This window comes from Burkholderia sp. BCC1047 (assembly GCF_902833155.1).
Taxonomy (GTDB): Bacteria; Pseudomonadota; Gammaproteobacteria; order Burkholderiales; family Burkholderiaceae; genus Burkholderia; species Burkholderia sola.
Genome location: NZ_CADFEH010000043.1, coordinates 1 through 14,797, shown reverse-complemented (window position 1 = coordinate 14,797; position 14,797 = coordinate 1). Strand labels below are relative to the sequence as shown.

The window sequence follows — 14,797 nt, the reverse complement described above, 5'->3', positions numbered from 1 at the left end:
CGCTTACCAGTAGTAGCGGAGCTTCTGCGCCCACGGGCTGCCCGGATAGGCGGTTTTCAGCGTGTCGAACCAGCGCTTGCGCGTGCTCTTCGGCACGTCCTTGCCGCCGCATTCGTTGGAGCCGCCCGGTGCATAGCACTTGATCGCGCGATAGAACGCATACGCGCGGTCGTTCGGGTTCGCCTGCGTATCGGCCATCACCGTCACGTAGCTCGACATCCGCTCGTACGGCTTGCCCGCGAACTGCGACGGCGTCGCGCCGAGCGTCGGCGGCACGCGCGTGGCGGCCGTATTCGACGCGTTGCGGATCCATAGCGGCACCGGATCGCTTTCGAGGCCGGATGCGGGCGGATGCAGCCGCACGAAATCGGCGAGGCAGTTCAGCCCTTTCGGATCGGCGGGATTCTGCTGCAGCGTCGCGGCGATGTCGCGCGCCGACAGGCACGTGTAGCCGTCTTCGTTTTTCGCGCCGGCCGCGACGAACGGCTTCACCGGATCGGTGGGCGTGCCGGGCACCAGCGCGGTATCGGCGAGGAAATCCGCGTAGTGCGAACGCGTGAGCTCCTTGTACAGCAACGTGTACAGCGCGGTGCTGCGCAGCGCGCCGGTGGTTGCCTGATTCTGCGCCTGCGCGCGCAGCAGCTCGGCATTGGCCGTGCGCTGCAGCAGCACCCCGCGGATCGCGGCGTTCTGCACGGGCGAATCGTCGGCGAACGCGTCGTTGACGAGCCCGGCCTGCTCCAGGTTGATCGCGAGCGCGAGTTCGAGCATTTCGCGCTGGAAGCGGAACGTCGCGAGCGGGATCAGGTCGCGCCACAGCTGGCGGGCCTTGTCGTTCTGGCCGCTGTCCTCCAGCGCGAACCCGCGCAGCGCCTGCTGGCTCAGCCCGAAGTAGTCGAGCGGCGTGGCGGGCGTCTGCGGCAACAGGTCGAGGGCGGCGTCCGGCTTGTGCCCGAGCTGCACGTACCAGGTCGCGAGCAGGTAGTCGTACAGCGCGGGCGCGTTCGCGAAGCGCGGCTTCTGCGCCTGCAACTCGTCCAGCGTCATCGGCTTGCGGTTCGCATCGCTGCTGTCCGACGTGCGCATGTGCTGCAGGTCGACGGTGGCGAGCACGGTCGGCGACTGGAGCTGGCGCGCGTCGAATTCCGGGCCGAACAGCAGCTTGCTGTCGAGTTCGTTCGCCAGTTGCATCAGCGGCACGTTCGACGTCGCCGGCGACCAGCGCGCGAGCGCATGGCCGTACAGGTCCGCCTGCTGCGTGACGTTGCCGCCGAGCCACGCGACCCGTCGCAACAGCCCGCTCGCGGACACCGCATAGCGCCCCTTCGGATATATCTTCAGGTATGTCTGGAACACCGTGTTCGCCGCGTCGAGCGATACCTTCGTCACGCGCGCGCGCGTCGGCGTCGGGCTGTCGTTGTCGAATGCGTTGGCCTGCGCGGCGTTCAACTGCGCGCGCCCGGCCATGTAGAGGCCGGTTTCCTTCAGCCACGGGTCCGCGCTGTGCGAGGCGTTCGCGAACGCGCGGGTCGCGGTGAGGAAGTCGGCGCGGTAGAACGCGTTCGTGCCGTCGAGGTACGCGGCGAACTGCTGGCCGAGCGGCGACTTGACCGGCGGCTTCGTCCACGCGGCGCTCGCGCCGCCCGCGGCACAGGTCTTCTGCGCGATGTCGGCGCGCGCCGCGCGCAGGCGCGCGGCTTCGTCGGCGGGCAGGCCGCCGGCGCCGCCCAGTGCGTCGTTGAATGCGTCCGCGCCCGCGCTCATGCTGCGGCAGATGCTGCCTTCGCCGTCCGCGTACCGGTTCGACGACGCATCGGCATCCACCCCGCCGCCGGTCTTGTCGGGCGCCTTCTGGCCGATGTCGATCCATCCGGAGAAGTCCATCGGGAACGGCACGATGATCCGGTCGATCCGCTCTTTCGCGGGGATGGTCTTCGGGTCGGGAAACACCTGCGCGACCTTGGCGCTGTCGACCATCATCAGCATCGCGTTGATGCGCGTGTCGTTGGCGGGCGTCAGCATCGGTACGTTGCCGCACGAGTAGGACGTCTGCCGGAGCGTGTTCGGCACGTAGCAGCCGTCGTCTCCGCTCGCATGGGCGGCCGGCATCCACAGCAGGCTGGCCGCCAGTGCGGCGAACAGGTGTCGGTTCAGCGTCGGGTTTCTTCGCATTTTTCTTGTGTCGGGTAGGGGGCCGCGACGGCCGGTTCTCTCAGGGGGCGCGTTGCCCCGGCGCGTATCGTACCTCACGGGCCGTCATGGCCGGCAGTGTGCCGGCCTGCCGGCCGCGCCGGGGGCCGGCGCCCGCGAAACGGAAATCCACTCAGTGTGGACGCAACGCCACCTTGAATCCGGATCGCTTGAATTAAGATGCAGCCGGCAGTGGCGGACGTCCGACGATGAACGACCTGACGGGGCCGCGCTGCACGACGGGGGAGGGCTGCCGAAAGCGGCGTTCGCGTCGATCCGCACGACGGAAGCGATCATGAAAGGGACGCGGGAAGATGCCGGTTTCCATGCCTGTTCAATAGCATTGCTTAACAATTTTACGGGCGAAACGATGCGTCGTATCCGCCCGACGGCAGACGAGAGTACGCCGAAAAATGAAAACAAGAGGATTCCGATGAAACCCATTACATGGATGGTCATGGCGGCCGCGCTCGCACTGACCGCATGCGGCGGCGACGATGTCGCGACGAACGGCGGGGCGTCGTCGTCGACGCCGACGAATCCCGGTTCGCCGTCCGGCTCGACGTCGCCCGGCGGCGGGTCGACAGGCGGCCCGACCGGCGGCGGCGCCACGCAGCCGCAGGCCGGCTGGTCGACGGCCGCCGCGGTGGACGGCAAGGGGCCGGAGGGCGCCCCGAGCGTGACGATCGACGCGAGCGGCAATGCGCTCGCCACGTGGATGACCAACGGCCCGACCGGCGCGAACGGCAACGAGATGTGGGGCGCGCGCTATGCCGCTGGCTCGGGCTGGGGAACCGCGACGCGGCTCGACACGGGCGACGGCTCGCATTCGATGAACACGACGAGCTCGAGCCCGTCGCGCGTGGTCGGCAACGCGAGCGGGCAGGCCGTCGCGTTCTGGACCGAATGGATGCCGGGCCCGAACACGTATGCGCTGTGGGCACGCCCGTACAGCCCGGCCGGTGGCTGGGGCGCGGCGTTCGAAGTCGCGCCGGACGTGACGGGGTCGACCTATTCGGCCGGCATCGACGGCCAGGGCAACGCACTCGTCGCGTGGACGCAGTCGATCAGCCTGCTCGATACGCGTATCGCATGGACGCGCTACACGCAGTCCGGACAGTGGTCGCCGACGGCGCTGATCCAGATGCCGGTGCAGACCGGGCCGGGCGCGGTGACCGGCGACACCGACAACGTGGGGCCGATGATCTCGGTGCTGTCGTCCGGCCGCGCCGTACTCGCGTGGCGGCAGACCAACCATACGCACTCGGCGCTGTGGACGGCCACGTACGACGCGGCCAACGGCTGGACCGACGTCAATCAGGCCGTATCGAACACGAGCCTGTTCACGACGATCATCTCGCCGGTGGCCGGCATGGACGCGAAGGGCAACATCACGCTGCTCTGGGGGCAACTCGACGTGACGGGCGGGAAGCTCACCACCACCACGATGTCGCAACGCTACGTGTCCGGCACCGGGTGGCAGCCGTCGCAACCCGTCGCGCCCGCCATCGTCGAGCCGACCGGTTTCATCGCGACGCCGATGCTGGCCGTCAACGAGAACGGCGTGGCCGCCGCGATGTGGGCGGAAGGCGGTGCGGCGCTGCAGGTGAGCGTGTCCGATGCCAGCGGCAACTGGGGGCCGTTGCAGCGGCTGACCGAACACCTGAACGGCGCGGCACTCCAGTACCCGCCGCTCGTGGTCGATGCGGGCGGCAACGTGACGGCCGCGTGGCAGGACACCGGTTTGCCGGGTGCGTCGGCCGTCATCGCGGCCAGCTACCGGAAGGGCGCGTGGAGTGCGTCGACGGTGGCGCCGCAGAGCGCGTCGTGGCCCGCGCTGGCCGTCAACGCGACGGGAGCGATGGCGCTGCTCTGGCAATCGTACGTCGCGACGATCGGCAGCCAGATCCAGGCCAGTTTTTATACGCCGGGCACGTAAGCGCCTCGCATTGGGGAAACCGAAGGAGAAACCATGAAGCAAACCTTGCATTGCACCGTACGGACCGCGCTGGGCGTCACGGTCGCCGGCCTCGTGCTCGCCGCGTGCGGCTCGACGCAGATGAACATGGTCGACGTGCAGACGTCGACCGCGAAGACGCTCGGGCTCGCGTCGTCGGACGAGATCACGATCGCCAACGTCCAGTACGGGAAGAAGGACGGGCTCGGCGGCCAGAAGGTGAGTTACGACGCGACGACCGGCAAGGGGCGGCGTTTCGGCTGTACGGTGTTCATGATTCCGGGGCTCACGCCGATCGATCGGCCGACGTATAACAACTGGGAATGCCATCCGCAACGCTGATGGCCGCGATGACGACCGCGCCCGCCATCGGGCGTCGGTCGATCGCTTAGGGGGACGATGCATCGCGTGGGCCTTGCGCCCGCGCAATTTGGTCCGATAATCGACGAACCGATTCTTTCCTGCCCGCCGGTTCGATAAAAAAACTGTCATGGATCAAGCTGCATTTGTCCCTGTTTTCAAGTTCCGCACGATCGACTACCCCGAGCCGGACCGGTTCCACGTCTGGGTCAAGGACATGCTGTGCGACTATCGCCTCGACGACGACGGCGGCCACGGGCCGTGCGACGCGGAAGCCAGCGGCGCGGCGCTCGGCCCGCTGATCTTGTCGGGCCGGCACTGGCACTCGCGCGCGCCGACCTATACGGTTCGCCGCACCCCCCGGCGGATCCGGCTCGACGGGCAGGATTCGATCCGCTTCACGCTGCTGCTCGGCGGTCGGCTGGCGAGCCATACCGGCGGCCCCGAATTGATCAAGGGTGCCGGCGACCTGTTCGTCTACGACGTCGCGCAGATCAACGACTGCAAGGTCGAGGCCGGCGACGTGATCAGCCTCGTCGTGCCCCGCTACCTGCTGCCGAGCCATGCGGCGCAGATGCACGGCCAGACGCTGACGAGCGGCGTGGGCCGGCTGGTCGCCGATCAGATGCTGTCGCTGTTCCGTAACCTGCCGAACCTGCGCCTGCAGGACGTGCCGAGCATCGTGCAGTCGATGCTGTTGCTGCTGGCCGCGGCGGTGTCGCCGACCGCGCAGGCATTGAACGACGCGCGCGGCCCGATCGAGCATGCGCTGGTCGACCGCGTGCGTCGCTACATCGACGTGCATCTGCTGGAGCCGGACCTGACGCCCGAACGGATCTGCCGCGACATCGGCGTGTCGCGGGCGCGGCTCTATCAGTTGTTCAAGGAAGAGGGCGGCGTGATGCGGCAGATCACACGGCGGCGCTTGCGTCACGCGTATCACGTGCTCGGCGATCCGCAGCGCCGGCATCAGCGCATCGCGGAAATCGCGTGGGCGCACGGTTTTCCCGACGACAAGTATTTCCACCGGCTGTTCAAGGCGGAATTCGGCCACACGCCGAAGGAGACGCTCGAGTGCGCGGCCGCGCCGATCCTGCTGCCGTGCGGTGCGACCGACGGGCGCTGGGGCGACGGCGGCCGGCTGGCCGGGTGGACGCTGCCGTTCGGGGTGCTCACCAACTGAGCGGTCCATGCGCGAGCGCCGTGCGGCGGCCGGCTGTATTCGCGCATCACGCGCACACGCTGCTGGCGATGCCTCCGTCGTCCATCTCGTCCAGCACGGCGCGCAAGTCGTCGATGGCCACCATCAGCTCACGCACCTGCCGTAGCGACGGGTACTGATGCAGCACGGCCTGCCATTGCGGCAGGGTCAGCAGCGCGTGCCAGATGACGCCGAGGCCGTCCGGATCGGCATCCGGCCGTTGCGTGAGCGCGCTCGCGTAGTCGAGGCTCGCCTGCGCGGACAGCAGCTGCATCCGGCTCGCGGCGCTCAGCAGCCGCGGCGTCGCATCCGCCGACGCGTCGCAGCAATACAGCACTTCGCGGGGCAGCGCCGCTTCGTCGGTCGTCAACGCATGCAGCGATGCGCCATGCACGCGCACCGTGCCCTGGTGCGTCTCGAACGCATAGACCGTGTCGGGGGCCGCCTGCGCGAGCAGGGTCAGGCCGCGCAGCAGCCGCGGCAGATCGGTCGTCGCGGCATCCGCAGACGCCTTCGCCTCGACGAGGAAGCGCACGTTCCACGCGGGCGCCGGGTCGTTGCCGCGCGCGCGTTCGAGCAGGATCGCATCCCATTCGGTTTTCGCGCGGTCGTGCCGGCCCGGGATCGACGACGGCACGCGCATCGACGTGACGACGCGGTAGGTGCGCTGCTCGTCCACCGCGTCGAGCCTGCGCGCCAGTGCGTCGAGCACCTGCGCCGCCAGCGCTTCGACGGCTGCGCCGCGCTGCTGCGACGCGACGCCCTGCGCGACGGCGACCGTGCTGCCGACGAGCGGCCCCTGCCGGACCCACAGCGCGCGGTAGCGACGGACGTCCTTGTCCGCGGCGAGCGCATCGAGCCGCAGCATGCGTTCGAGCGCGGGGCTGTCCTTCAGTTTGACGATGTCCTGCTCGAACGCCGGGTCGGCCGCCATCTCGGGCAGTGCGAGCAGATGCGCGAGCGCCGCGTGCAGCTCGGCCCACGACGCCGAAGTGACCGCCGCATGCAGGCGCGCGAGGCCGTCGCGTTGCCAGGCCTGGGCGCTGCGCTCGAGCTTGGCCGGGTGCGCGATCGCGTTGACGGCCGAGTGGAGCGCGCGCCGGTCCTGCTCGGCGTGCGCGGACAACGACGCGTATTCGCGCACGTTCGGCGCATCGTGACGCAGCACCGACGCCTGAAACGACGGATCGCCGGATGACGGATCCATCGCGTCGCGGATCATCCGCGCGAGCGCATCGATGAAGCGCTGCCGCAAGTCGGCGCCGGGCGCGTGGCCGTCCGCCCGCATCCTGCGCGCTTCCTCGATCACGATCGCCAGCGCGGTGGCCGGGTTCGTCGCGTCGGTCAGCGACGACGCGCGCTCGAGCGGCGGCAGCCGGTAACGGCGCGCGACGGCGCGCAGGATGGCGTCGAGCAGGGCGGGAAGCGGTGTCAGCGACATGGCGGTCTGGGCGTGAAAGAGACCTGACCCGTCAAGCGGTCAGCGTCACCGACAGGCTGCCGAGCTCGCCGAAGCGCACCTTCAGCGCATCGCCGAGCGGCACGTCGATCGCGCCCGCGTACGAGCCGGTCGTCACGATCTGGCCGGCGCGCACCGCATCGCCGCGCGACGCGAGGAAATTGACGAGCCATACCAGCGGCTTCAGCGGATCGCCGTCCGGGTGGCGGCCGTCGATCGTGCGGTTCAGCGCGCCTTCGAACGACAGCGCGAGCGTCGCGAGCGGCACGTTCAGCCCGTCGGGCACGACCGGGCCGACGCAAAGCCCCTGGTTGAATTGCCCGTCGGCCAGCAGCTCGAACTTCGATGCGCGCGCCGGTTCCGCATAGCGGCAGCCGAGTACCTCGAGCACGATGCGCACTTCCCGGATCGCCGCGCGCACGTCGCCTTCGTCATACGGCTGCGCGCGCGCGGGCAGGCCGCGATCGAGCACGAACGCGATTTCCGGCTCGATCCGCACGATCGGCCCGCCGACGACGCGGTACGGCGCATCGGCTTCGCGGATCGTCGACGCGAAGATCGGCGCGAGGATCACGCGATCGGGCGGCGGCAACGCGCATTTCCATCCGCCGACGGGTTCGCCGAGCAGATCGGCCACGCGCTGCTGGATCGCGAGCGCGGTGTCGATGTCGTCGGGGCGCAGTGCATCGGGCAACAGCGGGCCGGGCGAGCCGGCATGGCGGGCGGCGACGAGATGCTGGGCGGCGCCGTCCACGCGTTCGGTAGTCGTTGTCATGTCGGTTGAGCGAGTTGAAAGTGGGGCCCGCAAAAAAGGGCCGGACGAAAGTCGCATAGTCGATGATAGCGCCTTCGGCGCGATGGGCGCTCGAAAGGGCAGCGGCGTTCGCATCGCCTGCCCGGTTCGGGGGCTGAGCGACAACGCAAGCCGGCCGCTTCCCGTCGCGTCGCTTTGCCGCATGCGGCGGTAGCGCCGGGGCTTGACCGCCGTCAACATCCGGACCCGCCGCCGGCCGATGATGGTGGCATGGCCGTGCGCGACAGCGCGTGCGGCAACTCACCCCAGCGAGGTTCGCATGTACGAGAAAATCATGGTGGCCGTCGACGGCAGCGCTTCGTCGAAACAGGCGCTCGCCGAAGCCGTGAAGGTGGCGCTGGCGGGCGACACGCACGTCAACGCGGTGTATGTGGTCGACAAGTCGGTGCTGTTCACGTATGCGGGCCGTCTCGATCCGCACGCGCTCGTCGAGGAAATCCGCGACGACGGGCGCAAGGTGCTGCGCGAGGCCGAACAGATCATCGCGCTGGCCGGCGCGAAGGGCGAAGCCGAACTCGTCGAGACCGAGAGCATCGGCGAGGACGTCGCGGAACGCCTGCAACGCTACGTGAACGAGCACGGGATCGATCTCGCGGTGGTCGGTACGCACGGGCGGCGCGGCATCCGGCGCGTGCTGCTCGGCAGCGTCGCCGAGCGCTTCGTGCGCGGCTCGAAGTGCCCGGTGCTGCTGATTCGCGGCGACGACGTCGACGCGGCGGCCGCCGCGGCCGCGGCATGACGCGGCGCGCGCGATGATACGCCGCCAGTACCGGATCGTCGTCGCGGCGATCGCCGTGTTCGTGTCGCTCGCCGGCATGATGGCCGTCGTGACGGGCCTGCTGTTCGATGCCGCGACGGCGCTGTGCGGTGGCGCGCTCGCGTTGATCGTCGGCGTCGCCGGCTTCGTCGTGATGCTGAACCCGGGGCCGAAAGGCGAGGAGTGACCCGCACGGGGGGCGCGGCGCCCGTCGGGCCACGGTTTCGCGACGACCGGCGACAGCCGTTGTCACGCCGTGATTTCGCGTGGTCACGTGTCGTCGCCGGCGATTTCGTGCCGTCCCGGCCGGCCTGAATCATCAGCCGCTTCAACGTTGCCGCCCGCTCGGCGCTTCTGTCAAACTGGCGCCCATGAAACCGCGCCTCACTGCACCGCTTTCCGCCGATTCCGCGCCTGCGCCCGCAGGCTTTCCCGACGCCGACGAACTGGCCGCGCTGCGCGCGTGGTACGCGGGCATGACCGTGCGTCAGGCCGTCGAACGCTACCTGCCCGACCGGCTCGGCGACGGGCGCTCGGCGCGCGGCGTGATCGGCGCGATCCGCCGTCGCCTCGTGCGCGTCGCGCGGCAGGTTGGCCGCCCCGATCTCGCGGAACGGCTCGGCCATGCGGACGGTGAGCGTTTGCGGGAGGCGAAAGCGGCCACCGACGCGATCGGCCTGCTGCGTCATGCGCGCGCGCCGGTCCCGCAGATCAGCGACGACGTCGGCCTGTGGCTGCCGGCGCGCGCGGTCGCGGCACTGCGTGCGCACGGGATCGCGACGCTCGCCGACCTGACGGTGCGGATTCCGCGCCGGCGCCAGTGGTGGCGGGCGATCGCGGGCCTCGGCATGGCCAGCGCGCGGCGCATCGACGCGTTCTTCGCCGCGCATCCGGACCTGACCGAACGGGCGCGTGCGCTGATCGCCGCGACGCCGCGCGGCAGCATCGTGCCGTGGGAGCACCTGAAGCTGCCGCACGAAGTCGACGGCTCGGCCGGCACGTTCCGCGCGCCGCGCGCGACCAGCACACTCGACGCGGACAACGATTACGCGGCCGTGCACGCGTGGCTGTCGCTGCACGAATCGGCCGCGACGCGGCGCGCGTACCGGAAAGAGGCCGAGCGGCTGATCCTGTGGGCGATCGTCGAGCGCGGCCGCGCGCTGTCGTCGCTGACGACCGAGGATGCGCTCGCGTATCGCGCGTTCATCCGGCGGCCGACGCCGCACGAGCGTTGGGTCGGGCCCGTGCGGCCGCGCGGCGCGCCCGACTGGCGGCCGTTCTCGGGCGCGCTGTCCGCGCGCTCGGCGGCGTACACGCTGTCGGTGCTCGGTGCGCTGTTCCGCTGGCTGATCGAGCAGCGCTACCTGCTCGCGAATCCGTTCGCGGGCGTGAAGGTGCGCGACACGCGCGGCGCGACCGCGCTCGATACGTCGCATGCGTTCACCGAAGGCGAGTGGCTGCTGGTCCGCACGATCGCCGACGGGCTCGAGTTCGGCCAGCGCGCGGGCGACGGTGCGCCGCAGTCGGGCTGGACGCCGGCCGCCGCGCAACGATTGCGTTTCATTCTCGATTTCGGCTATGCGACCGGGCTGCGCGCGAGCGAGCTGGTCGGCGCGACGCTCGGCGACATCGAGACGGACGCGCACGGCGACGCGTGGCTGAAGGTGATCGGCAAGGGCAGCAAGGCCGCCCGCGTCGCGCTGCCGCCGCTCGCGCGTACGGCGCTCGATCGCTATCTGGTCGCGCGCCGGTTGCCGGTCACGCCGGCGCGCTGGCGGCCCGATACGCCGCTGATTCCGAGCCTCGCGGAAGACGACGCGGCCGCGATCACGAGCGTGCGGCTGTGGAAGGTGATGCAGCGGTTCTTCGCGCAGACGGCCGACGCCGTCGAAGCCGACCACCCGGCGCTCGCGCACAAGCTGCGCCAGGCGAGCCCGCACTGGATGCGTCATACGCATGCGACGCACGCGCTGGCGCGCGGCGCGGAGCTGACGACGGTGCGCGACAACCTGCGGCATGCGTCGATCTCGACGACGTCGATCTATCTGCATGGCGACGACGTGAAGCGGGCGCGGCAGATGTCGAGCGCGTTCGGCATCGACAAATGAGTGGAACGGCGCGGCATCGACGCCGGTCAGACGATGTTTCGATCCCGGAGATTCATATGGCGTCGAGCCAAAGCACGGTCGATTTCATCGTCGAGCAGATCGCGGCGGCCGGTACGGTATCGGCCCGCAAGATGTTCGGCGAATACGGCATTTATTGCGACGGCAGGATGGTCGCGCTCGTCTGCGACGACCGGCTGTTCGTCAAGCCGACGCCCGAAGGCCGCACGTATCTCGGCGCGTACGACGAAGCCCCGCCGTATCCGAGCGCGAAGCCGCATCTCGTGATTGCCGGCGATCGCTGGGACGACCGCGAATGGCTGGCGACGCTGATCCGGATCACCGCCGCGCACCTGCCGCTGCCGGTGAAGCGAAGCCGATGACGATCGCGCCGCATGCCGCGCCACGCCGCGCGGCGGGCAGGCGTATTCTGTGGCACATGCGCGCGACCATCGTGCGCCAGGGAGTACCAACATGGAGACATCCGGATTGACGCGCCGCCCGCGGCTGGCGCGCCGCGCATGGCATGTGCTCGTCGTGAGCCTGTGTGTCGGCTGGAGCGCGCTGTCGTTCGGCGCGGAAGGCGCGAGCGGCGCGGCCGCGCTGCTCGACCGCTATCGCAGCCTCGGGCCCCAACTGAAGGACAACGCGTTTCACCGGCCCGTGGTGCTCGAATCGTCGGAGGCGTCGTCGTCGCTGAAGGGCGACATCTACGCGGTCGTCGATTATCCGTTCGCGGCCGTGAACGGCCAGCTCAACGATCCCGCGCAAGGCCCCGCGAACTGGTGCGCGGTGCTGATCCTGCACCTGAACACCAAGTACTGTCATGCGTCGAGCGGCGGCAACGGCCCGGTGCTCGACGTGAACCTCGGCCGCAAGATCGAGCAAAAGCTGTCGGACACCTATCGCGTGCAGTTCCGCTATCGCGTGGCCGCCGCGACGCCCGATTATTTCCAGGTCGACCTGACCGCCGACAGCGGCCCGATGGGCACGAAGGATTACCGGATCGCGCTCGAGGCCGTGCCGGTCGGCGCGTCGCGCACGTTCCTGCATCTCACGTATTCGTATGGTTTCGGCACGGTCGGCCGGATGGCGATGAAGACCTATCTCGCGACGGTCGGCAGCGACAAGGTCGGGTTCACGACCGTCGGCGCCGCGTCGGCCGGGCAGCCGCAGTACGTCGGCGGCGTGCGCGGGCTGCTGGAGCGCAACACGATGCGCTACTACCTCGCGATCGACACGTATCTCGCGACGCTCGACAAGCCGATCGACCAGCGCCTCGCGCGCTGGTTCGACGCGACCGAGCAGTATCCGCAGCAACTGCACGAGGTGGAGCGGGGTGCGTATCTGCAGATGAAAGCGCAGGAGGTGCAGCGGCAGCAGGCGGCGCGATGACGCCGCCTGCCGCCTGCTGCTCGGCGTCGGCTCAGTCGAGCAACCCGGCGACGACGTCGATGACCCGCTGCAGCAGCGATTCGTCATAAGGCAGTCACGGCACCACGCGCAGCGGCGACGGCGACGACGCGATCCTCGGTTCGACCGGATCGCCTTCGCGCGTCACGCGTCACGCGGCCGGTCGCGCAATGCACCGGCCACGCGCCGACGCGCGCGTGGCGTTCGTCGAGCGTGATCCTCCCTTGCGCAACCGGTTCGGCGAACACGCGCGACAGCACGTGCCGGCGATGTCGCGCCCTCACGCCCAGCGGCAGATCCGACACCGGTTCAGGCGGTTCTTGGCGCTGCGTTTCGATATCACGCTGGCGGGCCGGGTCCGTCCTGCGTGCAGCGTGGGCTTTCACGACGAAAACCCTGCAGTAGTGCCCCCCAATTGCGTCGCCGGTGCGGCGGGCGTTCCAGGCCGATCCGGCAGGCCAACCGACCGTCCGGCCATTTCATAAGACGTACAGTTTTTTCGTCATGCGTGATTCGCGCCGAACTGTACTCTTGTTCGCGCGTCCGAGGTGTGTACTCGCCGCCAACTGTTCTTCTCTTAAGATCCAATCATCAAGTGCACAGTGCCGCAGATCCAGCTGTTCCGGAATCCTGCCGGCGCATCTTCAAGAGAGAGCCAGTGCGATGGAAAAGGCAAAACCGGAGGGGAAGATCAGGAATCACGATGGCCCGCTCGGCGGGCGAAACATGTGCGTGTCGGGTTCACACGGCCTGACGGCGCGGCCGCGCGCGCCGGCGGGAGGCGCACGATGAAACTCTATGAAAAACTCGCGGACGATATCGAGCGCCTGATCCGCCAGGGCGTGTACCGGCACGGCGACCGGATTCCGTCGGTGCGGCAGGCAAGCCAGCAGCACCGAATCAGCATCACGACCGTACTGCATGCGTATCTGCTGCTGGAAAGCCGCGGGCTGCTCGAAAGCCGGCCGCAGTCCGGCTATTTCGTGAACCTGCGGCGCGACGACGGGCACGCGCCGGTGCGCGAGCTGCGGCCGTCGAAGCCGATCGCGATCTCGTCGTCGGTCGACGTGAGCCGGCTCGTGCTGTCGACGCTGCGCTCGATCGGCACGGACGACGCGGTGCCGCTTGGTTCGCCGTATCCGGACCCGAGCCTGTTCCCGTTCGAGAAGCTGAACCGCTACGCGTACGCGGCCGGCCGCGACAAGTCGCTGTGGGGCGTGACCGACGGGCTGCCGCCCGGCCATCCGCGGCTGATCCGGCAAATCGCGCGCCGCTACCTGGAAAACGGGATGTCGGTGGACCCGAACGAGATCATCGTGACGGTCGGCGCGACGGAGGCGATCAACCTGTGCCTGCAGGCGGTCGCGAAACCGGGCGACACGATCGCGGTGGAATCGCCGACGTTCTACGCGATGCTGCACGCGATCGAGCGGATGGGGATGAAGGCGATCGAGGTGGCCACGCATCCGGAATACGGAATCGACATCGCGGCGCTGGCCGCGATCGCGAAGTCGCAGCCGATCGCCGCGTGCATGGTGATGCCGAACTTCCAGAATCCGCTGGGTTTCCAGATGCCGGACGAGCGCAAGCGCGAACTGGTTGAGTTCGCAACGAAAGCCGGGATGCCGATCATCGAGAACGGCGTGTACAACGAACTGTATTTCGGCGACACGCATCCGAGTTCGCTGAAATCCTACGACCGGACCGGGATCGTGCTGCATTGCTCGTCGTTCTCGAAGAGCCTGACGGCCGCGTACCGGATCGGCTGGGCGCTACCGGGCCGCTACCGCGATCAGGTCGAGAAGCTGAAGTTCCTGAATACGCTCGCGACGCCGTCATTGCCGCAACTGGCGATCGCGGAGTTTCTCGAGCGCGACGGCTACGAGCATCACCTGCGGCGGATTCGCAAGGCGTATGCGCAGCAGGCGAACCTGATGCGCGCGATGGTGTCGCGGTTCTTTCCGGACGGCACGCGCATGTCGAGCCCGGCGGGCGGGTATGTGCTGTGGGTCGAGTTGCCCTCACAGGTCGATGCGATGCGGCTGTACCAGCTTGCGCTGGAGCAGGGGATCACGATCGGGCCCGGCTACATGTTCTCGATCACGGACAACTACCGGAACTTCATCCGGTTGAACTACAGCAGCCCGTGGTCGCCGGAGATCGAGCAGGCGGTGATTACGGTCGGGAAGCTGGCCGCGGCGTGCATGCGGTGAAGGGGCGTTTGCGGTATGTCGCGCTTCGATAACACAGCCGGCCTCGGGCCGGTTTTGTTTTGGTTCTTCATGGTTTTCCGTGGGCGTCGCTGGCCGACCCGGAGAGGACGTAGAGGATACGAGACTCGCAGCCGCGGAGCGATCAGTCGATCTGCCGCGCCGCTTGTGTGGCCTTCCTACGGGCTAGGATCTACGATGACGCCGCTACCGGGAGAGAGCGGCCGAAGCGCGTTGCGGATTCAACCGGTCGATGCAACACACTAGAATCTGCGCAAGCAGCGGAGGTGTTGCAAATGAAGCAGAGGCCGAGGATCTACTATTCTGAGAG

Annotated in this window: 13 protein-coding genes; 9 read left to right on the top strand and 4 right to left on the bottom strand. The window is 68.8% G+C overall.

Annotated features, from left to right (window positions below; all coding sequences use genetic code 11):
- Positions 1 to 3: 3 nt before the first annotated feature.
- On the bottom strand, positions 4 to 2,172 hold the full coding sequence (locus tag HWX55_RS31370) for a hypothetical protein (RefSeq protein WP_175978533.1): 2,169 nt from the start codon (positions 2,170 to 2,172) through the stop codon (positions 4 to 6).
- Positions 2,173 to 2,623: 451 nt separating this feature from the next.
- Between HWX55_RS31370 and HWX55_RS31365 the strand changes: the two genes are divergently transcribed.
- The 3 genes from HWX55_RS31365 to HWX55_RS31355 all read left to right on the top strand — a co-directional run bounded on the left by HWX55_RS31365 (position 2,624) and on the right by HWX55_RS31355 (position 5,690).
- Positions 2,624 to 4,129: a hypothetical protein gene (locus HWX55_RS31365; protein ID WP_175978532.1), complete on the top strand. Its 1,506-nt coding sequence runs from the start codon at positions 2,624 to 2,626 to the stop codon at positions 4,127 to 4,129.
- A gap of 33 nt (positions 4,130 to 4,162) precedes the next feature.
- Positions 4,163 to 4,489 carry a hypothetical protein gene (locus tag HWX55_RS31360; RefSeq protein ID WP_124557104.1) on the top strand — a complete coding sequence of 109 codons (327 nt, stop codon included), beginning with the start codon at positions 4,163 to 4,165 and terminating at the stop codon, positions 4,487 to 4,489.
- A 148-nt stretch (positions 4,490 to 4,637) separates the two neighbouring features.
- Complete coding sequence (locus HWX55_RS31355) at positions 4,638 to 5,690, top strand: AraC family transcriptional regulator (RefSeq protein WP_175978531.1); 1,053 nt, start codon at positions 4,638 to 4,640, stop codon at positions 5,688 to 5,690.
- A 46-nt stretch (positions 5,691 to 5,736) separates the two neighbouring features.
- On the opposite strand, the gene HWX55_RS31350 is transcribed toward HWX55_RS31355, so the two are convergent.
- On the bottom strand, positions 5,737 to 7,149 hold the full coding sequence (locus HWX55_RS31350) for a 3-deoxy-D-arabino-heptulosonate 7-phosphate synthase (protein ID WP_175978530.1): 1,413 nt from the start codon (positions 7,147 to 7,149) through the stop codon (positions 5,737 to 5,739).
- A gap of 31 nt (positions 7,150 to 7,180) precedes the next feature.
- Positions 7,181 to 7,942: a fumarylacetoacetate hydrolase family protein gene (locus HWX55_RS31345; RefSeq protein WP_175978529.1), complete on the bottom strand. Its 762-nt coding sequence runs from the start codon at positions 7,940 to 7,942 to the stop codon at positions 7,181 to 7,183.
- Between the two features lie 298 nt (positions 7,943 to 8,240).
- Between HWX55_RS31345 and HWX55_RS31340 the strand changes: the two genes are divergently transcribed.
- The 5 genes from HWX55_RS31340 (at position 8,241) to HWX55_RS31320 (ending at position 12,238) form a co-directional block, all read left to right on the top strand.
- Entirely contained in the window at positions 8,241 to 8,720 is a 480-nt protein-coding gene (locus HWX55_RS31340; protein ID WP_175978528.1) for a universal stress protein, read from the top strand.
- A 13-nt stretch (positions 8,721 to 8,733) separates the two neighbouring features.
- Positions 8,734 to 8,925: a DUF2964 family protein gene (locus tag HWX55_RS31335; RefSeq protein WP_175978527.1), complete on the top strand. Its 192-nt coding sequence runs from the start codon at positions 8,734 to 8,736 to the stop codon at positions 8,923 to 8,925.
- Positions 8,926 to 9,109: 184 nt separating this feature from the next.
- Positions 9,110 to 10,846, top strand: coding sequence for a site-specific integrase (locus HWX55_RS31330; protein ID WP_175978526.1), 1,737 nt, complete (start codon positions 9,110 to 9,112; stop codon positions 10,844 to 10,846).
- Between the two features lie 56 nt (positions 10,847 to 10,902).
- On the top strand, positions 10,903 to 11,226 hold the full coding sequence (locus tag HWX55_RS31325; protein WP_175978525.1) for a TfoX/Sxy family protein: 324 nt from the start codon (positions 10,903 to 10,905) through the stop codon (positions 11,224 to 11,226).
- Between the two features lie 91 nt (positions 11,227 to 11,317).
- The gene (locus tag HWX55_RS31320) at positions 11,318 to 12,238 is read left to right on the top strand and encodes a hypothetical protein (RefSeq protein WP_175978524.1); all 921 of its coding nucleotides are present in this window, start codon (positions 11,318 to 11,320) and stop codon (positions 12,236 to 12,238) included.
- Between the two features lie 83 nt (positions 12,239 to 12,321).
- Here the strand turns inward: HWX55_RS31320 and HWX55_RS31315 are convergent, their stop codons facing one another.
- Positions 12,322 to 12,642 (bottom strand): hypothetical protein, encoded by a 321-nt coding sequence (locus tag HWX55_RS31315; RefSeq protein ID WP_244140683.1) that lies wholly within the window; start codon positions 12,640 to 12,642, stop codon positions 12,322 to 12,324.
- A 402-nt stretch (positions 12,643 to 13,044) separates the two neighbouring features.
- On the opposite strand from HWX55_RS31315, the gene HWX55_RS31310 reads away from it, so the two are divergent.
- Complete coding sequence (locus HWX55_RS31310) at positions 13,045 to 14,469, top strand: PLP-dependent aminotransferase family protein (protein ID WP_175978523.1); 1,425 nt, start codon at positions 13,045 to 13,047, stop codon at positions 14,467 to 14,469.
- Positions 14,470 to 14,797 lie beyond the last annotated feature (328 nt).